Source organism: Acidiferrimicrobium sp. IK, from assembly GCF_025499425.1.
Taxonomy (GTDB): Bacteria; Actinomycetota; Acidimicrobiia; order Acidimicrobiales; family Palsa-688; genus Acidiferrimicrobium.
The window spans coordinates 154,060-176,472 of the sequence record NZ_JAIMCB010000003.1; the positions used below are offsets into that span (position 1 = coordinate 154,060).

Here is a 22,413-nt window from a genome sequence, read left to right on the forward strand (position 1 = left end):
TTGGAGCTGTCCCGCTCCGAGCTGCGCGTCGGGGCCCTGCTCGCCGAGGGCGGCGAGGGGAAGGTCTTCGAGCTGCCCGACCGTCCCGGCACCCTGCTGAAGCAGTATCCCCGCCCGGTCGACGCCGACGGGCTTCGCCGCCTGGTGGCCTGGGCCGGTCCGGGCGGTCCGCTGGCTCCGGGCATGGCCGCCCGCGTCCGAAGCGCCACCGCGTGGCCGCAGGCGGTCGTGCTGGACGGCCCGGACCGGGCCGCCGGCCTGCTGATGGCCCGAGCACCCCGCCGGTTCTCCCTCCGCCACCGCGACGGCGTAGCCCGCCTGGCGACGCTGAGCTACCTCACCGCCGATCCGGTCAGGCGGGCCGCTGCCTACGGCTTGATGCTTCCAGGGCAGGGCGACCCGGCCCGCATCGGTCTGGTCTACGCCCTGGCCCGGGTCCTCGAGGCGTTGGAGAGCGCCGACCCGCCTGTCGGCCACGGGGACCTGTCGGCGAAGAACGTGCTGTGGTCCACCCGCCGCGGTCCGGAGGTGTTCTTGCTCGACTGCGACAACGGCGAGCGCTTCGGGCCCGACGGCGCTCCGCTCGGCGCTCCCGGCCGCCGGCGGGCGATGACCCCCAACTGGGACGATCCGACCGTCCCCGCCGGCCAGAACCCCGGCCTCGAGGCGGACCGCTACTCGCTGGCGTTGATCTTTTTGCGCATCGTCGGCGCCGGGCACTTCCCCGTCCAGAAGCGCCAGAAGGCCGGGGAGGCCGTCGACATCGAGTTGGACCTTCCCGCAGCGGTGCTGCGCAGCCCGGTCATGGCGCCTGACGCCCCGGTGTGGGCTCTGCTCGGACGCAGCCTCTCCGCCGCCGACCCGGAGGGTCGCCCTCCCGCCTCCACCTGGGCGGCCGCCCTCCACGACGTGCTGGCCGGGCTGGGAGCAACCTCTGTCATCGAAGCGGTGCACGCCGCTCAGGGGAGCTCGGCGCCCTCCCTGCCGGCGCAGCCCGTCGCCGGTCCAGCCGCCCCGGACGTCACCGTCCGTCCCCATCCCATCCGGCCTCGCGCCCAGGTTTGGACCTCCAGCCACGCCGGTGGGAGGTCGCCCGCCGCTCTCGCCGCCCCGCGGCCGTCGGGCCGGGCGGTACCGACCGCGACCGGCTCCGGGTACGCGCCGGCCGGGACGCCGGGGCTGCCTCCGCCCGGGTCGCCGGTCGTCCACCCGCCTCTCCCTGCCCAGGCGAAGGTCGCCCTCCGGCAGGCTTTCGCGGCGTGGAAGTCGTTGCACGCATGGGCCGGAGCGGCGCTCTCGACGCCCGGTCGGCGAGGGGCCGGCGTTCGGCGGGCCGCGGTTTGCGCGGTGGTCGACTTCGTCGTCGCCTGCGTCGGCCTGCTGCTTTTCGCCATGATCGTCAGCCCGTTTCTCGGGATCTGATCCGCCTTGGGTGTTCGCCGCGACCTTGAGTACCGTGAGGAGTACATGAGCAGCGATGCCGTCGGCGTTGAAGAGCGATACGCCGTCTTTCCCTTCTATTTGTGCCTCGACGTCTCCGCTTCGATGGCCGGCGACCCGATCGACAGCGTCAACCGGCAGATGCCGCTGCTGCGCGCCAGCGTCGGGGAGGACCCCGCGGTAGCGGAGGTCATCCGCTTCGCCGTGGTGACCTTCTCCGACGTGGCTCGCACGGTGCTCCCCCTCTCGGACCTGAGCCTTGTAGAGGCCATCCCGGAGGTCCGGCCCGAGGGGCGAACCTCCTACGGTGCGGCCTTCGAGCACCTGCGCCACACCATCGAATCCGATTACCAGGCCGGCCGGGCCGCCGGCGACCGGTGGTACCGGCCGGCGGTGGTGTTCATCTCCGACGGGCGACCCACCGACGACGAGGCGCGCTGGCACGCCGCCCACGCGGCCCTGGTCGACCCGGGCTGGAAACGCCGGCCCAACATCCTGGCGTTCGGGTTCGGTCAGGCCGATCCTGCGGTGCTGTCGGCGGTCGTGGAGGGCAAGGCCAACCGGGCGTTCATCGCCGACGAGGGCGCCGTGCCGGCCACCGTGGTGCCCGAACTGATGAAGGGCCTCATCTCGTCGATCGTCAGCTCGTCCGCCAGCGTCTACAGCGGAGAGGCTCAGCTCAGCCCGCCCGAAGTCCCGGGCATGACCCCCATCGCGGTCGATCAGCTCGACTGAAGGGCCCCTCGGCCGCCCGGTCTGGGGTCGGCCCTCGCCGGCGTCGAGCGCGACTTGGGCGCTTCGCCGAGCGGCGAGCGCTTCCACCGCGGCGGTGCGCGCCGACGGCGGGGACAGCGGCAGCTGGATCGTGCGCGCCGCGTCGCTCAGCGGCACCCGGCACCGCCTGGCAGGCGCCGGTCCCGACGACGCCTACGCGTGGGGCGCCGCCGGCGAGATGCTGGTCGTAGCGGTCGCTGACGGCGTCAGCAACCGCCCCGGGTCGGCCGCGTCGGCCGCGGCCGCGGTGGAGGCTGCGGTCGAGGCCGCGATCGACGCCGACCGCGACGAGCGTCTTGGCGTCCTCGAGCACGCCGTGGCGGCCGCCAGCGACGCGACCAGGCGATGCGGGGACGGAGCGACGACCCTGGTGATCGCCGTCCTGGACGCTTCGACGCCCGCGATCCTGGCCCGAGTGGGCGATTCCAGCGCTTTCGTGCTCACCGGCGGGGCGTGGACCGAGGTCTGGGCGCCCGACCCTGACGCCGGGTCGATCCGCACCGCCACGGCGGCACTGCCCGCCGACCGGCCGTCGCCTGAGCCGGCCCAGGTGTGGCTGGGGCCCGGCGACGTGCTGGTCCTGGTGACCGACGGCGTCGCCGACCCCATCCGGGACGGTCCGACCACGGTGGCGCCGGGACTGGCCGCCGCGTTGGCCGCGCCGCCCGAGCCCCTCGAGCTGGCTCGCCTGGTGGACTTCTCGCGCCAAGGGGTCCACGACGACCGGACGCTGATAGCGGTGTGGCCGGCGGCGGGCGGCTCGCAGGCCGTCGCGGAGGACGGTCCAGCGGCCTGACCGGCGTCGGTGATACTGGAGCGGTGGAGCACCCATCTACCGACCCGTCGGCCTCCGCCGACATCCGCCTTCTCGGACGCCTGCTCGGTGAGGTCATCCGCGAACAGGCCGGGCCTGAGACCCTCGACCTGGTGGAGGCAGTCCGCAGGGCCGCGACCGGGGAGCGGCGCGGAACATCCGCCGCCGGACAGCTCGTCCCGCTGCTCGGCGACGTCGCCGACGCGTGGATCCTCCCGCTCGTCCGGGCGTTCAGCTACTTCTCGCTGCTGGCCAACGTGGCGGAGGACGTCGCCGCCAACCGCGCCGCTCGGCTGAGCCGGCGCAAGGAGGGGGAGGCGGCGGGACCGGGCACGCTGCGCCACGCGTTTGCTCACCTCGATGACGGCAGCCGGTCCCGGGCGGAGGTGGCCGCCGTCGCGGCCAGCGTCACGGTGACGCCGGTCCTCACCGCCCACCCCACCGAGGTCCGCCGCCGCACCGCCTTGGACCGGACCCGCGCCATCGCCCGCCTCCTCGAAGAGCGCGACCGCGGAGGAATGGACGACATCGACGCGGTCGAGTGGGAGGAGGCGCTTCGCGTCGAGATCCTGGCGCTGTGGCAGACGGCGATCCTCCGGCCGTCCCGGCTGCGGGTGCGCGACGAGATCAACCAGGCCCTCCACTACTTCGACGCGTCGCTGTTCGCGGAGATCCCCAAGCTGCAGGCCGACTACGAGCGGGCGGTGGCGGAGGTCACCGCCGGCGAGGTGGCCGCGGTCGAGCCGGTGGTCCGGATGGGGTCGTGGATCGGCGGCGACCGCGACGGCAACCCGTTCGTGACCGCCGAGGTGCTGGCCTACGCCACCGAGCGGCAGGCTTCGGCCGCCTTCGCCCATCACCTCGCCGCGTTGCGCCGGCTGGCCATCGAGCTGTCCATGTCGGGCCATCTGGTCCGGGCGACCCCCGCGGTTGAGGCGCTGGCAGACAGTTCAGGCGACACCTCGCCGTTCCGTTCCAACGAGCCGTACCGGCGGGCCATGAACGGCTGCTACGCCCGCCTGGCCGCGTCGGCTCTGGCTGCTCTGGGGACCATCCCCGAGGCCGAGCCAAGAGCCCGTCTAGAGCCCTATGGGTCCCCGGCAGAGCTGGTCGCTGACCTCCGCTCCGTCGAAGCGTCGCTGGCGTTGCACGGCGCGGGCGCCCTGGCCCGGGCCCGGGTGGCCCCGGTCCGGCGTTCGGTCGAGGTGTTCGGCTTCCACCTGACGAGCATGGACCTGCGGCAGAACTCCGACGTCCACGAGGTGGTCATCGCGGAGCTGCTGGCGCGCGCCGGGGAGACGCAGGCATACCTGGATCTCGACGAGCCGGCGCGGGTGGCGTTGCTGACCGCCGAGCTGACCCGGGCCCGGCCCCTAGTCTCGCCTTTTGTCACCTACTCGGAGCAGGCGACCGGTGAGCTGGCCATCCTCGCCGAGGCGGCCGGCGCCGTGCGCCGGCTGGGGCAGCCGGCGGTGGCCACCTACGTCATCTCCAAGGCGGAGTCGGTGAGCGACGTGCTCGAGGTCGCGGTGCTCTGCAAAGAGGTCGGCCTGTGCGTCCCGGCCTCGGACGGCGCCGGGCTCCGGCTGGGGCCCTCCATCGTGCCTCTGTTCGAGACCATCGACGACTTGGCCAACGCCGGCGCCACCATCGAGGCGCTGCTCGGCCTGCCGTTGTGGCGCGACGCGGTGCTCGCCGCCGGCGGTTGCCAGGAGGTCATGGTCGGCTACTCGGACTCCAACAAAGACGGCGGATACCTGGCGTCCAACTGGGCGCTGCACCGAGCCGAGATGGACCTGGTGGCGGTCACCCGAGCGGCCGGGGTCCGCCTGCGGATCTTTCACGGGCGCGGAGGGGCGGTCGGCCGGGGCGGCGGCCCCGCCTACGACGCCATCGTCGCCCAGCCCCCCGGCAGCGTGCAGGGTTCGCTGCGCATCACCGAGCAGGGAGAGGTCATCGCCGCGCAGTACTCCGACCCTCCGCACGCCCGGCGGGGACTCGAGGCGCTGGTGTCGGCGGCACTGGACGCCACCGCCGCTGATCCCGACGCCCTCGGCGCCGACCGGGCCCGCTTCCACCAGGTGGCCTCGGATCTAGCGGCCCGCTCGATGATCGAGTACCGGAGCCTGGTCTACGAGACCCCCGGCTTCGTGGAGTGGTTCCGCACCGCGACCCCGGTGCGCGAGATCGCAGAGCTCAACATCGGCAGCCGCCCCGCGTCGCGCAAGCCGTCGGAGCGGGTGGAGGACCTGCGGGCCATTCCGTGGGTGTTCTCCTGGAGCCAGAGCCGCTTGATGGTCCCGGGGTGGTACGGGGCGGGGACCGCCCTGTCGGAGTTTCTCGCCGGCGGCCCGGAGCGACTCGAGGAACTGCAGGCGATGCAGGCCCGGTGGGGGTTCTGGCGCTCGGTCCTGTCCAACATGGCCATGGTCCTCGCCAAGACCGACCTCGCCATCGCCGCCCGGTACTCGGCGCTGGTCCCCGACCCGTCGCTGCGCGAGGCGGTGTGGTCGCGGCTGCGGGCGGAACACCAGCGCAGCGTCACCGCCCTGCTCAGCATCTACGGAGGCGACGACCTGCTCTTCGACAGCCCCGACCTGGCCCAAGGCCTGCGCAACCGCATCCCCTATCTCGACCCGTTGAACCACCTCCAGGTGGAGCTGCTTCGCCGCTGGCGGGCCGGGGACCGTTCCCGGGTGGTCGAAAAAGGGATCCAGCTGACCCTCAACGGCCTGGCCACCGGCCTGCGTAACAGCGGGTAGCCGACCGCCCGGTCAGGCCCCGACGGCCTCTCCGGGCAGGACCATCGTGGCGGGAGGCGGGACCGACGCGTGGCCGGTGGTCTCCTGGATCCGCCCGTGCACGTAGGTCAGCTTGTCGATCACTGCCGGGGCCAGCACGAAGGGGTACAGGTCGTCGCGGCCCATGCTGCGGTTGACCGCGTTGAGGGCGTAGGTGAGCGGCAGCCAGTCGGCGATGACCGAGTCGAACCCCTCCGACTCCGGCTCGTCGGGCAGCGGGATGCTCGCGAGCGACGGGTTGCGCCGGCCGGTGCGCTCATCGAGGGGACCGGCGACGAGCAAACCGAACGAGGCGGCGGTCTGGAGGGTGTCTCGGATGTGGAGAGTGTGGGCGAAGGTCTCGGCCCAGTCTTCCCACGGGTGCATCGTGGCGTATTCGCTCACGCAGCGCGCCGCCCAATCGGCCGGCGCACCCTTGTCGTAGTGGCGGTCGATGGCCTGCTTGTAGTCCGCCCGCTCGTCACCGAAGAGAGCCCGGAACGGCTCGAGGTGGTCGGCGTCTTCGACCAGCACCATCCAGTAGTAGTGGCCCACCTCGTGGCGGAAGTGGCCGAGCAGCGTCCGGTACGGCTCGCCCAGGTACTGGCGGGTCTTCTCGCGGTAGGCGTCGTCGGACTCGGCCAGGTCCAAGGTGATCAGGCCGGCATCGTGACCGGTGGTGACCGGCGCCGAGCGGCTGGAGAGGAGGTCGAAGGCCAGCCCTCGCTCGGGGTCCTCGTCGCGAGACACGATCGGCAGGCCGATCTCCGCCAGCTGGAACACCAAGCGGCGCTTGGCGGCCTCAGCCTTGGCGAACGCCGCCAGCCCCTCGACGTCGCGATCCGCCGGCCGGGTGCGGGTCAAAGCGCAGCTGCGGCAGAGCGCCGGGCCGTCGGAAGCGACGCCAGGGACCAGCCAGTTGCACGCCGCCACGTCATGGTTGGCGCAGCGCTTTAGGGGAGCGCCGGTGCCGAGCTCGATCAGTCCCGCCCCATCCCGGCGCAGCGCCACCATCTCCGCTCGATCCGGGACGAACCCCAGCCCGGTCCCGCAGCTCAAGCAGCTGTTGTTCTCGAAGAAGATGAGCTGCCGGCAGACCGGGCAAGTGAAAGCTCGCACCGGTCCAGTGTGGCGGTTGGCTGGCTTCTAGGCTGGCTCGATGGCCAAACGCAGCGTCGAGTCCGAAGTGAAACTCGAGGCGGGCGCCGGGTTCGTCACCCCCGATCTCGGCGGTCTGGGTGGCGGCGTGGTCGCCGTCTCGCTGCCTGAGCAACGGCTCACGGCCACCTACGTCGACACCCCCGACCTCCGGCTCATGCGCTCCGGGGTCACCTTGCGTCACCGCCACGAAGTCGCGCCGGGCCAGCCGCTGGTGTCGGAGTGGACCCTCAAGCTCCCGTTGCCGGGCGACGGGCCGATGCTGGTACGCCGGGAGCTGCGCTGGCCCGGTCCGGTCGAGGACCTGCCTGCCGAGGCCGGCGCGTTGGTGCGGGCGTGGCAGCGCAGCACCCCCCTCGACGTCGTCGCCCGGCTCGTCACCATCCGCCAGCGCACCGCGCTGCGAGCACCCGACGGTGAGGTGCTGGCCGAGATGGACGACGACGTGGTGTCGGTCATGGACGGCCCGCGCCTGACCGCCCGGTTCAGGGAGATCGAGCTAGAGGTCACCGGCCGGGACGCTCCCGGCCTGGTGAAAGAGGTGGTCGGCCGCCTGGAGCGCGCCGGCGCCCGACGCGGGGACGACCGCCCCAAGGTCGTGCGAGCGCTAGGCGCGCCGGCGTCAGCCCCGCCCGACGTCGCCGCCGTCGCGCTCGGCCGGCAAGCGACGGTGGCGGAGGTCGTGCGTGCCGCGCTGGCTGACGGCTACCTCCGCATCGTGCGCCACCACGCCGGGGTCCATCTCGACGAGGACATCGAAGACGTCCACCAGGCGCGTGTCGCCACGCGGCGCCTCCGGTCGGACCTGCGCTTCCTTCGCCACTCAATGGACAGGGAGTGGGTGCGGGCGACCCGGGAGGAGCTCGGGTGGCTGGCCGCGTCCCTCGGCGCGGTCCGCGACGCCGACGTCCTCGCCGAGCGACTACGAGACCACGGGGCGTCCCTCCCCGACGACGACTCCCCGGCAGTCGCCGAGCTGCTGGCGATCCTCGCCGCGGAGCGGGCCGCCGCGTTGCGCAAGCTGGTGGAGGCGGTGGACTCTCCCCGCTACGTCGCGCTCCTCGACCGTCTGGCCGCGGCGGTCGCCGACCCGCCGATGGCCTCCCCGGCCACCCCCGACCCGACCGCAGCCAGTGAGGTCGCCGGCATGCCCGAACCGGCGGCTCCCGAGTCGGCCGGGGTCCTGCCTCCCGCCGACGACCTCGACCTGTCGGCGGAGAGCCCGCCCCTCGAGGAGGTCCCGGCGCCCGGCGACGTCCGGGCCCGCTCCATGCTGGCGCCGGCTGTCGCCCGCCCCATGCGGCACCTGAAGGCCGCGGTGGACGCCCTCGACAAACGGCCCTCCGACGACCAGCTCCACCAGGTCCGCATCGCCGCGAAGCGGCTCCGGTATGCGTGCGAGACCGCCGCGCCGGTATCCGGCAAGGACGCCTGGGCGCTCGGCCGGGCCGCCGCCGACTTGCAGACGGTGCTCGGCGACTTTCACGACACCGTGGTCGCCGCGGCGTGGCTGCGACGCGTCGGGGCGCACGCGACGCCACCAGTGGCGCTGGCCGCCGGCCAGCTCATAGCCCGGGAGCACGCCGACGGGCAGGCGCTCCGCTCGTCATGGGGCCGGGCGTGGAAGCGGCTGTCGAAGAAGAAGCTGGTGGCCTGGCTCCATCGCTGACGCTATGGGAGCCAGGCCGGGGTCCTCAGCTGCGGGGGATCTCCGACCAGGGGCGACCCTTGTCGGCTCGGGGTTCACCGGGCAACCCGAGGACCCGCTCGCCCAAGATGTTGCGCATGATCTCCGACGTGCCGCCCTCGATCGAGTTGGCCCGGGACCGCAAGAAGTAGCGGGCCGGGATCGCCCCGACACCGCCGGCGCCCTCGGGCCGGCGCATCTCGTAGGTGTCGTAGAGCATGCCCTCCGCTCCGAGCAGGTCGACGCAGAACTCGTAGACCCGCTTGTTCAGTTCGGCGAAGTGCAGCTTGGAGGTCGAACCCTCGGGGCCGGGGGTCCCAGCGACGGCGTTGGCGGCCGCTCGCATGCTGGTCATCCGCAACGCCTCCGCCTCGACCCACAACGCGGCCAGCCGGTCCCGGTTGACCGCCGAGTGGACCGGCGCTTTCTCCCACAGCGACAGCGCGAGGGCGATGGCCCCCGAGCCGCGCCCGGCGACGGACCCGCCGATCGACACCCGCTCGTTCATCAGGGTGGTGATGGCGCCGCCCCACCCGGCGCCCACGTCGCTCAGGCGCTCGCTGTCAGGGATACGGACGTCGGTGAAGTAGACCTCGTTGAACTCGGCGTCGCCGGTCATCTGGCGCAGCGGCCGGACCTCGACGCCCGGCGCGTGCATGTCGACCACGAAGTACGTCATGCCCTTGTGCTTCTCGGCTTCGGGGTCGCTGCGGGCGAGGAGCATCCCGTAGCTCGCGGTGTGGGCCAACGTGGTCCAGACCTTCTGCCCGTTGACGACCCACTCCTCGCCGTCCTTCACGGCCCTGGTGGCCAGGCTGGCGACGTCCGAGCCAGCGCCGGGCTCGGAGAAAAGCTGGCACCAAACGTGCTCGCAGGTGAACAGCGGCCGGAGGTACCGGGCCTTTTGGTCTTCTGAGCCGTGGGCGAGGATGGTCGGCGCGGCCATGCCGTACCCGATGGCGTTGCGGGCGACCAAGTTGGGGGCGCCCGCGGCGCGCAGGCGCTCGTTGACGAGCGGCTGGAGCTTGCGCGACAACCCCAGGCCGCCGTACCCCTCCGGGAAGTGCACCCAGGCCAGGCCGGCGTCGAACTGGGCGCCGAGGAACTCCCGCTCCGACATCGACGACGGGTCGTGCCCGGCGAGGAGCTGCTCGATCCGGTCGATCACCAACTGCTCGTCAGCCGCCACCCTGGTGGTCACGCTCATGTCCCTCACCCTCCTGCTTGCCGGGCCCACGCCCACTGCTGGCGCCCGCAGCGTAGTCCCCGAGGCGCTCGGCGCCGCAGAGGTGCCCGGCCCGCCCACAGCCCCGCAGGTACGATCGTGGTCTCGTGGGCCGGCTCGTTCGCATCTTCCTCGTCATCGCCTCGGCTGCAGTAGTGCTCGCCGGCACGTTGACCGGACTCGTCGTGCTCGGCCAAGGCCTCCTCGGGCATGCGTCGAGCTCCCAGGCCGATCCTCTCCTGCCGATCGGTACTTCGACCCTGGAGGGCTCGACCGTTTACGCCGACGACGGGACGACGGTGCTCGCCACCCTGCGGGGCCCGGAGATCCGCCGGCCGGTGAAGCTCTCCCAGGTCTCCAAGACGCTGATCAAGGCGGTGCTCGACACCGAGGACGCCCGCTTCTACATCCACGGCGGCTTTGACATCCCCTCCACCCTCCGGGCGTTGGCCTCGGACTCGTCGGGCGGCGGGCTGCAAGGCGGCTCGACCATCACCCAGCAGCTGGTCAAGCAGACGTACCTGAGCCCCGCCCGCAAGGTGTCACGCAAGATCAAAGAGGCGGTCCTCGCGGAGCGGTTGCAGCAGAAGTACACCAAGGACCAGATCCTCGAGGCGTACCTGAACATCATCTACCTCGGCAACAGCGCCTACGGGGTGCAGGCGGCGGCCAACGTGTACTTCAACGAGGACGTCAGCCAGGTCAACATCCCTCAAGCCGCGCTGTTGGCCGGCCTCATCCAGAACCCGAGCGGCTACGACCCGCTCCAACAGCCGCTGCTGGCCCGCACCCGGCGCGCCGAGGTGCTGGCCCGGATGGTCCACTACAAGGACATAACCCAGGCGCAAGCAGACGCGGCCAACGCCACCGCGCTGCCGACGGCGGTGACCAAGCCCCCCGCTTCGACCGATCTCACGACCAACTACTACGTGCGCGAGGTGGTCAACGAGCTGCTCGGCGCCAACAGCCCGATCGGCGGCAACTACAACGAGCGTTACCAGGCCCTCTTCGAGGGCGGCTTGAAGATCTATACCGACTACGACCCGAAGCTGCAAAACCTGGCAGAGACGGCCGTCGCCCGGGACACGCCGACCAACAACGGCGGGTTCGAGCAGGCCATGGTCGTGATCGACCCGGCGACCGGGAAGGTCAAGGCGATGGTCGGGGGGAGCGCGACCGGCAGCTCCGCCCAGTACAACGTCATCACCGAGGGCACCCGCCAGCCGGGCTCCGGCTTCAAGCTGTTCACGCTCATCGCCGCCCTCGAAGCGGGGTACTCGCCGCTCGACACCATCGACGCCACCGCGCCGTGCGCCATCGCCTTCCCCGGCAACCTCGGTTTCGTGCCGCCCCAAGACGGCGGTCCCCCCGGCGGCAAGGCGGCCACCAACGACGAGGGTGACGGAAGCGGTGGCACGGTCACCCTGGTCAAGGCCACGGCGCAGTCCCTCAACTGCGGTTTCTTGCGTCTCGGCCACGAGGTGGGCCTCCCGGCCATCGCCGCGGTGGCCAAGGAGATGGGCATCACCACCCCGCTGGGGGCCGGCGCCCATCCGACCAGCTCGGCCAGCCTGGTGCCGTCGATGATCCTCGGCAGCATCGGCGTCCACCCCATCGACATCGCGTCGGCGTACGCCACGGTGGCCGCCGGCGGCGTCTACCACCGGCCGACCTTCATCGACCACATCACCGACAAGTCCGGCAACCTCATGTACACGGGCGAGGCGCCCGCCAAGCGGCTGTTCTCCGCCCAGATCGCCGCGGAAGCCGAGTTGTGCCTCAACGCGGTGGTCAGCTCCGGGACCGGCTCCAGCGCCGCGCTCTACAACCGGCCCGTGGCCGGCAAGACCGGTACTACGTCGGGCCCGACCGACGCCTGGTTCAACGGCTTCGTGCCCCAGCTCGAAGCGACGGTGTGGATGGGCAACCCCAACAACACCAACCGCCTCATCGTCAACGGCGCCCAGGTCTACGGCGGGATGTACCCGACCCGGACCTGGCACGACTTCATGTACCAGGCGCTGGCCGACGTGCCGGTAGCCCAGTTCTTCCCGGTCGACTACGGAGCCCTCCCGCAGACGAAGTACATCACCTCGCCGCAGCTCGCCATCGACGACAAGAGCGCCCACGGGGGCTATTACAACCCCAACCAGTACAACCCCAACCAGCAGAGCTACAACAACAACAACAGCGGCGGCTACTACACGACGCCGGCCACTACCGGGGCCGTCGCCACGACGGTGACCACGACGCCTCCGGCCACCGCTCCCAGCCCGCCGCCCACCGCTCCGGCCGCCACCACCGCCACCACCAAACCGCCGAAGAAGGGGTAGTCCCGCCGTGCCCGCACCTCAGCTCGAGGCCCTCCTCGAGGTGCAGCGCCTCGACACCGCCATCGACCAGCACCGCCACCGGCTCTCCCACCTGCCCGAGGCCGCCGCGATCGCTGGCATCGACGCCGAGATCGCGGCGGTGTCGCGCCGTCGAAGCACCACCGTCCCCGCCCGCGACGAGGTCGCCGCCCGCCAGGCGTCGCTGGAGGCGGACCTGGCCGCCGCCGAGGAGCGGTCCCGTGCGGTGAGCGCCCGCATGTACTCCGGGACGGTGTCGGCGTCGCGCGACCTGCAAGCCATGGCCGCCGACATCGAGGCGCTGAAGGTCAGGGCGTCGGACTTGGAAGACCGGATCCTGGCGGTACTCGACGAGCGCGAGCCGCTCGACGCGTCGATCGCCGCCGACGACGAGGAGCTGGCGGCCCTGGCGGAGCGGCGCGCCGCGGCGGAAACCGCCCTCGGCGCCGCCTCGGGAGGCGTCCAAGAGGAACTGGGGCAGCTGGTGGAGCAGCGGGCGCACGCGATTCAGGCGGTGCCCGGGGATCTGCTGGCCGACTACGAGCGGATAAGGGCCCGCAGCGGGGGGATCGGCGCAGCCCGGCTGATCGGCGCCCGCTGCGACGGCTGCCACCTGACGATGCCCTCGATGGAGCTGGACAAGATCCGCCACGCCCCGCCTGACGCCGTCGTGCACTGCGACGAGTGCGGGCGGATCCTCATCCACTAGCCCGCTCCCCGCTCCCCGCGCCCCGCTCCCGTGCCAGCGACGGCGGCGCGGCGCGCCGCGGCCCTGCTGCGTTCCGTCTGCGCCTGATACAATTTGTTAGCGCAGCTAACAACATTGGAGCCCGCAGACACGCATGGCCTCGCCGCACCTCCCCGCCGCAGTGCAGCGCACTTTCTCCTCCCTGAGGGTGCGCAACTACCGCTACTACTTCGCGGGCCAGAGCGTGTCGATGATCGGGACCTGGATGCAGAGCACGACCCAGGCGTGGCTGGTGCTCCAGCTCACCGGCTCTGGGACCGACCTCGGATTGGTCGTCGCCCTCCAGACGCTGCCGATCCTTCTCTTCGGCCCGATCGGCGGCACCATCGCGGACCGCTTCGGCAAATACCGGATCCTGTTTTGGACGCAGGGGTTGGCCGGGGTGCAGGCGCTGGCGCTCGCCGTATTGGATCTCACCGGCCACCTGCAGCTGTGGGAGATCTACGTGATTGCCTGCTCGCTCGGGTTCGTCAACATGGTCGACAACCCGACCCGCCAGACCTTCATCGTCGAGATGGTCGGACGCGACGAGCTGACCAACGCGGTGACGCTCAACTCGGTGATGGTCAACGTGGCCCGAGCCGTCGGCCCGGCGATCGGAGGGATCCTGATCGCCACGGTGGGAAGCGGCTGGTGCTTCCTCGTCAACGCGATCTCCTTCGTGTTCGTGCTCGGCGGCCTGCGGGCCATCCACCAAGACGAGCTGACGCCGGCGCCGATCGCGGCCCGGGCCAAAGGCCAATTGCGGGAGGGGTTCCGCTACGTCGCCCGCACCCCGGTCCTGCGAGACGCGCTGCTCATGATGGCGGTCATCGGCTGCCTGGCCTACGAGTTCCAAGTCACCCTGCCGCTGATGGCCCACGACGTGTTCCACGGCGGCTCGACCCTCTACGGCCTGCTCAACTCCGCTCAGGGCATCGGCGCGGTCATCGGCGGACTGGCGGTTGCCGGCCGGCCGAGGACCGGGTCGCGCCGGCTGCTCCAAGTCGCCACCGTGTTCGGCGCGGTGATGGTGTTGGCGGCCCTGGCGCCGACCCCGGCGTTCGAGATCATCGCCTTGCTCCTCGTGGGCGGGGCGTCGGTGAGCTTCTTGGCTCTAGGCAACAGCACCTTGCAGCTCAACGCCGACCCGTCCATGCGGGGCCGGGTGATGTCGCTCTGGTCGGTCGCCTTCCTCGGCTCGACGCCGGTCGGTGGGCCGGTGGTGGGGATCGTGGCGGGCGCCCTCGGCGCCCGGTTCGGCCTGGGGCTGGGTGCGGTGGCCATCGCCGGAGCGGTCGCGTTCGGGTGGCGCAGCCTGCGCCGGCGGGACCCCGCGGTGGCTCCCGATGGCGGGGCGGCAGACCTCCGCCCAGCGGTCACCAGCGCGCCCGGTTCGGGATCACCGGCCGAGGGGCCGGCGGCGGAGGCGGCGGTCGCCGACCTGGCGACGGGCGCACCCGGTACGGTGGCTGACCGTGCTGATCCTCGTGCGCCACGGCCGGACAGCCCACAATGCCTCCCGTCGCCTACTCGGGCGACTTGACCTGCCGCTCGACGCGCTCGGGGAACGTCAGGCTCAGGCTCTGGGCTCGGTACCGGCGCTGAAGGGCGCGGTCAGGGTGGTGTGCAGCCCCCTGCAGCGGGCCCGCCAGACCGCCGACGCGTTCGGCTTGCCGGTCACCGTCGACGAGCGGTGGGTCGAGGTCGACTACGGCGTCTACGACGGTGTGCCCCTCGACGCGGTGCCGCCATCCGTGTGGTCCAACTTCCGCAATGACCTGGCGTGGGCGCCGGAGGGAGGGGAGTCCCTGGTCGCGGTGACCGACCGGGTCCGGGCGGCCTGCGAGGACCTGTGGGACGAGGCCAGGGAACACGACGTCATCGTCCTCAGCCACGTGTCGCCGATCAAGGCCGCGGTCTTGTGGTCGCTCGGAGCGGCTCCCGAAGCCCTCTGGCGGATGTTCGTCGAGGTCGCGTCGGTCAGTCGCATCGGGGCCGGGCCCGACGGGCGCCCGCTGCTGCGCAGCTTCAACGAGACCCACCACCGGCCGCACCGGTAGCGCTCATCCCCGGCGGCCCGAAGAATCCGTCGTGATGGTCACCAAGAAGGCCAAGTAGCTGGCCCACCGTGGCGGCGGCATAGGGCGAGAGGTCTGCGAGCTTGACGTCGTAGGCCGTGGCCAGCGCCGCGAGCAGCACCGGGTTCGCCTTCTTCTCGGAGTATCGGCCGGTCTCGTATTGGCGGATGGTCTCGTCGGTCACCCACATTTGCTGGGGCAGAAGGTGACTGATCTTGATCATGACGTCCTTCAGGCTCATGTCGCTCGCGTCGCGCGCCTTGCGAAGGCGTGCCGCGAAGGCCTGCTTCTGAGCGTCGATCATCGTCGGTGCCATGGCAAACATATTGCCACACGGTTAGGCGGCTGGCAACCCTTGACGTCCGCCCAGTGACCTGCCAATAATGTTGGCGTGTCGAGACAGGGAATCTTCCAGATCCTGGACAGGCTCGTCGGCGGTGACCTGGCTGAGCGGCTGGCCAGATGGCGCGACGAGGGACTCTCCTTCGACGCGATGGCGATCCGCCTCCACGACGAGCACCAGGTGGACGTCACCGGCGAAACCATCCGTCGGTGGGTTCGAGACACCGAGCACGAGGCGGTCGGGTGATGGCCACCGTCGTGGAGATGCTGGGCGAGGCGTGCGCCCACGCCGATCCCTTCACCACCGACCAGGAGATCGCCCAGGCGGTCCTGGCCGACCTAGGCGGTGTCTCCCGGCGAGCTGCTGAGGCTCTCCTCCCGCTCGTATCGAATGCTGTCTGCACCTGCCGGCGGCAACTCGCCGCGGCGGCCGAGGCCCGCGCGTTCCGGTCGGAGCGGGTCGCTTCCCGTTCGGGCAGGGAGGTCGTTGTCTCGGCGGGCGGCTACGAGCCGGATATCACGGCGCTCCGCCAGGTGCTGGCCGTGTCGTTCAAGGTCGCCGGTGAGACGGTGCTGTGGGGCGCGGCGACACTTGCCCAGCACCGCGATCGGATCACTGAGCAGCGGGCCCGGGCGGACGGGATCGAGCAGGACATCGCCCGGCACGAGCAGGCGATCGCGTTGATCGAGCGGGCGGGCGTGTCGTGCCTGGCCGAGGTTCTCGATGCTAAGGCTCAGGTGGCGGCGTGACCGCCCCCGACGACTTCGACCCCGGCCAAGAGCGTCACGAAAACCAATCGCGCCACGCCGGGGTCGATCTTTCCGAGTACCGCACTCTCAAGGTGTGGGCCGAGATGTTCCACGACGCCCAACAGGCCCGCATCCGCAGCGCCAACCGGATCAGCAACGCCCCGGTGTTCCCCGACCTGTTCGCCAGCGAGTTGGCCGAGGCCGAGAAGACCGAGCACCGGATCCGGCTGGCGCTCCGCCGCCAGTACCGCCGCGCGGCGCCGGCCGGGGTGATCGCCTGGCAGAAGGAGTCGAAGGGGATCGGCGAGGACATCCTCGCCCGACTCCTCGGCCACCTCGGCCACCCCCGGGTAGCGACACCCTCGCACTGGGAAGGATCGGGCGACGAGCGGAAGCTGGTACCTGACCCGCCTTTCGCCCGCACGGTCGGGGAGTTGTGGCAGTTCTGCGGCCACGGCCGCCCGGGCCGTCCGTCGAAGGGCATGTCAGCCGAGGAGCTGTTCGCTCTCGGCAACCCGCAGCTCAAAATGTTGGTTCACGTTCTCGCCGAGTGCGCTATTAAGCAGCCCGGCCGCTCTCTCGCCTGCGCCCAAGCGTCAGTCGACCCCCATGATCGCTCCGGCGCAGGCGACCTTCTCGACCCCGGCCAGCGCAGGCCCGATGCCCACATGTCCTCCGCCGGGGTCGACCCTTCGACCACACCCCCCATTGAACGTCCGACACCTACCGGAGGCTCGGGGGTGTGGCCGTACCGTCAGGTCTACGAGCAGCGCCGCACGGCGACCGTAGACCGCGCCCACCAGGCGCCGTGCGTCCGGTGCGGCCCGTCCGGCCATCCCGCCGCTGCCGGCACGCCGTGGAGCGCCGGCCATCAGCACGCTGACGCGCTTCGGATCGTCGGCAAGGAGATCCTGCGTGACATCTGGAAGGCGGCGGAATGATCACGAAATGGCGCCGCAGATCACGGGGTACTGATTCCGGAATCGATTCCGGAGCGGCTACTCCTGATAAGCACAATTATCCGCAATTCAGATCGCCTGGAGAGGCGGTAACGGACACCGTTGTTCACCCGAAGGAAACCATCACAGCCGCCGGCTTCTGCGGTCGCGTTTCCTCCGCCTCTCCAGCCGAGCCCGCCGGCCAACCTCGCGAGCGCTCCGTCCCGTGCCGAGAGTGCTACATCCGCAAGACCTGGCGTCCCGACGCCCTCTGCGGAAGATGCGGGGGCACGGCATGAGCAACCCGAAGGACGATTTGCGGCACGGTCACCGCTTGACCATGACCCTCAGCGACGAGGGCTACGTCCAGGCCACGATGATCTGCCCACACGGCGACCAGCGCCCCGAGAACGCTCCCTGCTTCGACGTGTACAGCGGCTCTTGCTGGGTGTCTGACGCCTTCAACGAGTTCGGCATGGACTGCTTCAAGGGAACGGTCAAGCTTCCCGACCTGCTCGTTGAATGGGAAGGCTGGTCGGGCGAGGACCTACTTGTCATGCCCGACGAGAGTGCCCCATCTGGCAGTTCGGGGGAGACGCCGTGAGGACCGTCGATCTCGGCGCCGGTCTCGTCGACATCATCGACGAGGACGCCGACCCGGACCCGGCCCCGGACCCGGCCGCAGTCTGCAGGCTCGACGTCATCGTCGCCCCCGACGGCTCCCGCTGGCCGACACGCTGCGGCTGCGACGCCCACCCACACCGCGGCCACGACGCCACTCCGCTCCCCGCCGCAGCGACCGACGACACCGACCTGGTCGAGAAGCTCCGTCGGGCCGGGCACGGCGACCACACCGCCAAGATGATCGCTCGCGACCGGCACGCCTACCCCGACCTCATCCGGGCCCTCCCGTGATCGCCAGCCTCGTTCTCGCCGCCGCCATCCCCGCCGCCGCGGCTGTCGGCTGGCGGATCGGCGCACCCGCCCACCTTCACGCACGCCGCCGACGCGCGGCCGCAGCGATGGCCGAGCCCGCCAAGACGGAACCCCCCGCCGTTGACGCCGGCTCGGCCATCGGTACGACCACCCGGCCGGCCCACACCGATCGGCAGCGCCCTCACGCTGCCCGACCGGCATCCGCCTGACCACCTCACGCCGCAAGGAGGCGCCGAGATGACCAACACCACAACCGTACCGTCCGCCGACCAAACCGACGAGGACCCACTCGCCGACAGGCCCGTCCTCGTCCAATCATCCCTCTGGGTTACCAGAGGATCGCCGATCAAGGTCAGCGGCTCCGTCGGCACCCGCCACACCGGCCTCCGAGTCGGCGAAGGCCCCGTCTCGTTCACCGTGCTGTCCGGCGCCGGCGACACCCGCCTCACCGAGCTGATGCACCTGGAAGTGTTCCTCGTCAAAGCGTTGGGTCACGTCCGGGTCGCGTTGCGTGACGAGGCCGACCACGTCGAGGACCAGGCCCGCCGAGCCCGGCACGTCGAGATCACCGACCGCGACGACGAGTCCTCGGTACGCGCGTCATGAGCCGCCGCGGGCCGTCCCCGATCGAGATCACCATCACCCGCTACGGGCCCGGGAAGTACAACCTCTCGCAGCTCTCCCTGTTCGGCCACGGCCGTCACGCCGTGTACATCCGGGGCAACCGGTACTCGCTGGCGTCAGCGCAGGACCGGACGACCATCGCCGCCTACGAGGAGCGGCAGCCCGCTGCGGAGGCGTCACGGTGAGCGCCGTCGAGATCCTCGACTCGACCCTCGACCGGCCGCTCCCCAACCTCGGACACGACGGCGACCAAGGCACCTGCGACCCGAGCATCCTCCGACCCGCCAGCGACAACCCGCGCCGCCAGCTCGGCGACCTCGCCGGCCTCCGCCAGTCCGTCGAAGCGCAAGGGATCATCGAGCCGCTCGTCGTCACCCCCGACGGGCTCATCGTCGCCGGCCACCGCCGGCACGCTGTCGCCGTCGAACTCGAACTCGACGACGTACCGATCATCGTCCGGGACCTCGACGACGCCGGCCGGGTCGAAGCGATGATCGCCGAGAACATCGTCCGGGAAGGCCTCACCCCGCTCGAGGAAGCCGCCGGCTACCAGCGGCTCGTCGAGCTCGGCCGCAGCCAACGGCAGCTCGCCGCCCAGTTCGACGTCTCCCAGGGCCACGTCTCGAAGCGCCTCGCTCTGCTCAAGCTCCCCGAACCGGCCCGGGCTGCTGTCGATTCCGGTGGCATCACCCTCGAGCAGGGACTCGCCGTCGCGAAGCTCCCCGACGAGCGGATCGCCTCCCTGTTCCGCGGCGGCCAGGTCCCCGCCGGCTGGCTGATCGACCAGGCGGTCGAGGACCAGCGGGTCATCGGCCGCCGCGCGAAAGCGGCCGCCGATCTCGAAGCGGCCGGCGTGCGGGTCCTTCCCCACAACCCCCGGCCGATGACGTGGCTTCCTGTCGTCGGATCACCCCGCTATGGCGAGCCGGTCTTCCTGTCCGCCATCCCGTGGATCGACCCGAAAGAGCACGCCGACGAACCGTGCCACGCCGGGTACGTCCACCACGTCGGTACCGGCAGCAGCGTGTCGCTCGTGTGCACCGACATCGCCCGCCACCCGCAGCCCGCAACCGACGAGCCGGTCGGGCCAGCCGACTGCACCCGGCCCGAGCCCGCCGGCGACGACGTCACCATGCAAGTCGACGACCGCCGAGCCCGACTCGACGCGCTCCACGCCCGCCGCTCCGAACGCGACTCGTTCGTCCAGCACCTCATCCACGAGATGGCAGTCCCGCTCGAGGAGATCATCCACCTCGCCGTCGCCGTGCTCCCCGCCGTGTCCGACTACGGCGACGGGCGCGCCATGGCCCACGTCGGGCTCGACGAACGCGAGACCTACCCGGCCAGCTACTCCCTCTGGCACCGGTACACCCAGGACGGCTCCGCCAACCAGGCCCGGGCACTGCTCGCCATCGCAGCCTCCGGCGCCGAGGACCTCATGCCGCGCGGGGACTACCCCACCGACGACCCCGAGATCCTCGTCTGCCGCGCGTGGCTCGGCTTCCTCGCCGAGCACGGCTGGGAACTCGACGACACCGAACAGGCCCTCCTCGAGCGGCGCACCGACGCCGAAACCCAACAGGCAGACGAGGCGCCGGTCGCCGCGCCCGAGGTGACCATCGTCAGGCCGCCCCGCACCAAGACGTGGAAAGTCACCTGCTCGGAATGCGGCGAAGTCGCCTCCAAACAGACCACCGAAGCCTTCGCCAGCGAACGCCGCACAGCGCACCTCCAAGAGGTCCACGGCATCCCCGACGACCGCCAAACCCAGCTACAGGGGGGGGGCTCTGAATGAGCCAAGACATCGAACGTCACCAGCCCACCAGCACCCAGCTGGCACGCGCCGAAGACGAACGCCACTGGGACTTCCTCGAGCGCCGAGCGGTCGCCTTCTCCAAGGCAGGGAAGATGGTCCCCGAAGCGCTCCGTGGCGACCCGGACGCCGCCATGGCCGCCGTGCTCACCCTCGACGCCTACCGGGCGCCGATCACCGTCCTCGCGGTCAACCAGCTCCACTTCTTCGACGGCAAACCCGAACCGTCAGCCCAGCTGTACGCCGGTCTCCTCGGCGCCCACGGCTACGAGCTCGAGTGGCCCGAACTCACCGGCGAGATCGCCACCGGCCGGATCCGCCGGCACGGCGAGGACTGGAAGCCGCCCATCTCCTGGACCATCGACCAGGCCCGCGGCGCCGGCCTCCTCGACCGGTGGGTCGAGCACTGGGTCAAGTTCCGGCGACGCGACGGATCCGACGGCAACAAGCTCGAGAAGTTCGTCCTCGACCAGCCCGGCGTCACGCCACCCGACTGGGTCGCCGACGAGCTCCGCTACGGCCGGGTCAAGCGCATGGAGAACTGGTGGCGCTACCCCGACGACATGCTCGCCTCCAAAGTCATCCGCCGCCTCGTCAAGCGGTACGCCCCACACATCACCCTCGGCCTCGCAGCCCCGGGCGATGACGAGATCTCCTCGCCGGCAGCGCCGGCCGCCTACCCCCCCCAGGCGGCCCGCAACGACGCTGCTGTGCCAACGCCAGCCTCGGCTGCCGGCGAGGAGCACCACCACCACCACGACGACGACGACATCACCGATGCCGAGATCGTCCCCGACCCCTCGCCGGCGGAGACCACGGCAACGGCACCCGCCGGCGAGGAAACCCCCGACGGCGAGCTCGTCGACAGCGGCTGGCTGCAACGGTTCGCTATCCGCTGCGCCGAGGCTGCCACCGGCCACCCGGCCGCCGACGTGCGCCACGCCATCGCCCGCACCGTCACGAAAGGCCGCACCGACAGCTCGAAGGGCATCCTCGCCGGCGACGAAGCCGACCGGGCCATGAAGTGGGCTGCCGCTGTCAGCGGCGGCCGGGCCCGCCTCGAGCCGTTCCCGCTCGGCGACGGCTACGTCGTCGTCCCGCACCAGGCGGACCCGCAGCCGTGACCGTCCGCCTCCAGCCATCGAAACCCGACGCTCACGTCGTGCGCACCCTCATCGACCGGTGCATCCGGTCCGTCGCCCGAGGCCTCGCCGCGACCGGCCACATCGTGTGCACGGACTGCGAGCACCTCGCCGTGCACACCCCCGACAGCGTCCACCCTGACATCACCTGGTGCTCGACGTGCCGCGGCGCCTGCCAAGCCAAGGCGCCCCGGTGACCGGCACTGTCGTCCCGTGCGGGCATCTTCCGCTCGTCGACGGGCTCCGAGCGATCCCCGGCCACACCCACCGCTGCGACCGCCACGACCACGACACCCGGCCCGGGCCGCACCTGTGCACCTGCGGCGAACAGTGGGAGAACCGGCCATGAGCCACCGCACCCGCACCCGCCTCGCCGACGAGACCCAACACTGGCTCGACGACGGCGGTCCCGGCCCGGCAGCGGGGGCGTGTGCGCAGCGTGCCTCGTCGCTCTCGGGCGTGGCCGTGCTCGCCTGCTGGGCGCTCGCCGTCTACGGCACAGGGGTCCAGCCGTGACCGACACCAGCGGTAGCCACAATGGCGATGTTGAGTACGACCCCAACCTCTCTAACGTCACGATCAGCGGGTACGACGCCGAGGAATGCCGTTCATACTCCTATCGTCTGACGTGGCGAGAGCTGGCTCGTAAGCGGGAGACTGAGCTAGCCGAGGCGAAGAAGTGGGGGGAGATTTGTGCCGACCTTGATCGGTGCGAGCACGGCAGGCACGAAGGTGACGTTTGCTCCGGGTGCGGCGGTCTTAGCCACGGGAACCGACTGGCTGGTCACGCTCCCATCGGTCACACCATCGATGGACGCCACATCTTCGTGC

Annotated in this window: 24 protein-coding genes; 21 read left to right on the forward strand and 3 right to left on the reverse strand. The window is 71.2% G+C overall.

What is annotated here, in order from left to right; translation table 11 throughout:
• The 4 genes from K6U06_RS06350 (at position 1) to ppc (ending at position 5,790) form a co-directional block, all read left to right on the forward strand.
• Complete coding sequence (locus K6U06_RS06350) at positions 1-1,422, forward strand: hypothetical protein (RefSeq protein ID WP_262321065.1); 1,422 nt, start codon at positions 1-3, stop codon at positions 1,420-1,422.
• A 45-nt stretch (positions 1,423-1,467) separates the two neighbouring features.
• Entirely contained in the window at positions 1,468-2,175 is a 708-nt protein-coding gene (locus tag K6U06_RS06355) for a vWA domain-containing protein (RefSeq protein WP_262321066.1), read from the forward strand.
• Positions 2,176-2,269: 94 nt separating this feature from the next.
• Complete coding sequence (locus K6U06_RS06360) at positions 2,270-3,010, forward strand: protein phosphatase 2C domain-containing protein (RefSeq protein WP_262321067.1); 741 nt, start codon at positions 2,270-2,272, stop codon at positions 3,008-3,010.
• Between the two features lie 23 nt (positions 3,011-3,033).
• Entirely contained in the window at positions 3,034-5,790 is a 2,757-nt protein-coding gene (gene ppc, locus K6U06_RS06365; RefSeq protein WP_262321068.1) for a phosphoenolpyruvate carboxylase, read from the forward strand.
• A gap of 12 nt (positions 5,791-5,802) precedes the next feature.
• Here ppc and K6U06_RS06370 read toward each other — a convergent pair whose 3' ends face one another.
• On the reverse strand, positions 5,803-6,927 hold the full coding sequence (locus K6U06_RS06370) for a putative zinc-binding metallopeptidase (protein ID WP_262321069.1): 1,125 nt from the start codon (positions 6,925-6,927) through the stop codon (positions 5,803-5,805).
• A gap of 40 nt (positions 6,928-6,967) precedes the next feature.
• Between K6U06_RS06370 and K6U06_RS06375 the strand changes: the two genes are divergently transcribed.
• Positions 6,968-8,635 (forward strand): CYTH and CHAD domain-containing protein, encoded by a 1,668-nt coding sequence (locus K6U06_RS06375; protein WP_262321070.1) that lies wholly within the window; start codon positions 6,968-6,970, stop codon positions 8,633-8,635.
• Positions 8,636-8,660: 25 nt separating this feature from the next.
• Here the strand turns inward: K6U06_RS06375 and K6U06_RS06380 are convergent, their stop codons facing one another.
• Entirely contained in the window at positions 8,661-9,860 is a 1,200-nt protein-coding gene (locus K6U06_RS06380; protein ID WP_262321071.1) for an acyl-CoA dehydrogenase family protein, read from the reverse strand.
• 125 nt (positions 9,861-9,985) lie between these two features.
• Between K6U06_RS06380 and K6U06_RS06385 the strand changes: the two genes are divergently transcribed.
• The 4 genes from K6U06_RS06385 (at position 9,986) to K6U06_RS06400 (ending at position 15,019) form a co-directional block, all read left to right on the forward strand.
• On the forward strand, positions 9,986-12,211 hold the full coding sequence (locus K6U06_RS06385; protein WP_262321072.1) for a transglycosylase domain-containing protein: 2,226 nt from the start codon (positions 9,986-9,988) through the stop codon (positions 12,209-12,211).
• 7 nt (positions 12,212-12,218) lie between these two features.
• Positions 12,219-12,938 (forward strand): zinc ribbon domain-containing protein, encoded by a 720-nt coding sequence (locus K6U06_RS06390; protein ID WP_262321073.1) that lies wholly within the window; start codon positions 12,219-12,221, stop codon positions 12,936-12,938.
• Between the two features lie 133 nt (positions 12,939-13,071).
• The gene (locus tag K6U06_RS06395) at positions 13,072-14,502 is read left to right on the forward strand and encodes an MFS transporter (protein WP_262321074.1); all 1,431 of its coding nucleotides are present in this window, start codon (positions 13,072-13,074) and stop codon (positions 14,500-14,502) included.
• Entirely contained in the window at positions 14,435-15,019 is a 585-nt protein-coding gene (locus K6U06_RS06400) for a histidine phosphatase family protein (RefSeq protein ID WP_262321075.1), read from the forward strand. Before K6U06_RS06395 ends, K6U06_RS06400 begins: the two co-directional genes overlap by 68 nt.
• Here K6U06_RS06400 and K6U06_RS06405 read toward each other — a convergent pair.
• A complete protein-coding gene (locus K6U06_RS06405) occupies positions 14,988-15,353 on the reverse strand; it encodes a multiprotein-bridging factor 1 family protein (protein ID WP_262321076.1) in 366 nt (121 codons plus the stop codon). The genes K6U06_RS06400 and K6U06_RS06405 overlap by 32 nt on opposite strands.
• Before the next feature lie 75 nt (positions 15,354-15,428).
• On the opposite strand from K6U06_RS06405, the gene K6U06_RS06410 reads away from it, so the two are divergent.
• The 12 genes from K6U06_RS06410 to K6U06_RS06465 all read left to right on the forward strand — a co-directional run bounded on the left by K6U06_RS06410 (position 15,429) and on the right by K6U06_RS06465 (position 22,098).
• Positions 15,429-15,626 (forward strand): hypothetical protein, encoded by a 198-nt coding sequence (locus tag K6U06_RS06410; protein ID WP_262321077.1) that lies wholly within the window; start codon positions 15,429-15,431, stop codon positions 15,624-15,626.
• Entirely contained in the window at positions 15,626-16,129 is a 504-nt protein-coding gene (locus tag K6U06_RS06415) for a hypothetical protein (RefSeq protein WP_262321078.1), read from the forward strand. The genes K6U06_RS06410 and K6U06_RS06415 overlap by 1 nt, the downstream gene beginning before the upstream one ends.
• Positions 16,126-17,070 (forward strand): hypothetical protein, encoded by a 945-nt coding sequence (locus K6U06_RS06420; protein WP_262321079.1) that lies wholly within the window; start codon positions 16,126-16,128, stop codon positions 17,068-17,070. The genes K6U06_RS06415 and K6U06_RS06420 overlap by 4 nt, the downstream gene beginning before the upstream one ends.
• 292 nt (positions 17,071-17,362) lie before the next feature.
• Positions 17,363-17,671 (forward strand): hypothetical protein, encoded by a 309-nt coding sequence (locus K6U06_RS06425; protein WP_262321080.1) that lies wholly within the window; start codon positions 17,363-17,365, stop codon positions 17,669-17,671.
• Positions 17,668-17,982, forward strand: a complete 315-nt coding sequence (locus tag K6U06_RS06430) for a hypothetical protein (protein ID WP_262321081.1) — start codon at positions 17,668-17,670, stop codon at positions 17,980-17,982. The genes K6U06_RS06425 and K6U06_RS06430 overlap by 4 nt, the downstream gene beginning before the upstream one ends.
• A gap of 258 nt (positions 17,983-18,240) precedes the next feature.
• Complete coding sequence (locus tag K6U06_RS06435; protein ID WP_262321082.1) at positions 18,241-18,609, forward strand: hypothetical protein; 369 nt, start codon at positions 18,241-18,243, stop codon at positions 18,607-18,609.
• Positions 18,606-18,812 carry a hypothetical protein gene (locus tag K6U06_RS06440; RefSeq protein WP_262321083.1) on the forward strand — a complete coding sequence of 69 codons (207 nt, stop codon included), beginning with the start codon at positions 18,606-18,608 and terminating at the stop codon, positions 18,810-18,812. The genes K6U06_RS06435 and K6U06_RS06440 overlap by 4 nt, the downstream gene beginning before the upstream one ends.
• A complete protein-coding gene (locus tag K6U06_RS06445) occupies positions 18,809-20,422 on the forward strand; it encodes a ParB/RepB/Spo0J family partition protein (RefSeq protein WP_262321084.1) in 1,614 nt (537 codons plus the stop codon). Before K6U06_RS06440 ends, K6U06_RS06445 begins: the two co-directional genes overlap by 4 nt.
• Positions 20,419-21,564: a hypothetical protein gene (locus K6U06_RS06450; protein WP_262321085.1), complete on the forward strand. Its 1,146-nt coding sequence runs from the start codon at positions 20,419-20,421 to the stop codon at positions 21,562-21,564. The genes K6U06_RS06445 and K6U06_RS06450 overlap by 4 nt, the downstream gene beginning before the upstream one ends.
• 38 nt (positions 21,565-21,602) lie before the next feature.
• A complete protein-coding gene (locus tag K6U06_RS06455; protein ID WP_262321086.1) occupies positions 21,603-21,779 on the forward strand; it encodes a hypothetical protein in 177 nt (58 codons plus the stop codon).
• Positions 21,776-21,931, forward strand: a complete 156-nt coding sequence (locus K6U06_RS06460) for a hypothetical protein (RefSeq protein WP_262321087.1) — start codon at positions 21,776-21,778, stop codon at positions 21,929-21,931. The genes K6U06_RS06455 and K6U06_RS06460 overlap by 4 nt, the downstream gene beginning before the upstream one ends.
• Complete coding sequence (locus K6U06_RS06465; RefSeq protein WP_262321088.1) at positions 21,928-22,098, forward strand: hypothetical protein; 171 nt, start codon at positions 21,928-21,930, stop codon at positions 22,096-22,098. Before K6U06_RS06460 ends, K6U06_RS06465 begins: the two co-directional genes overlap by 4 nt.
• The last annotated feature ends 315 nt before the right edge of the window (positions 22,099-22,413 follow it).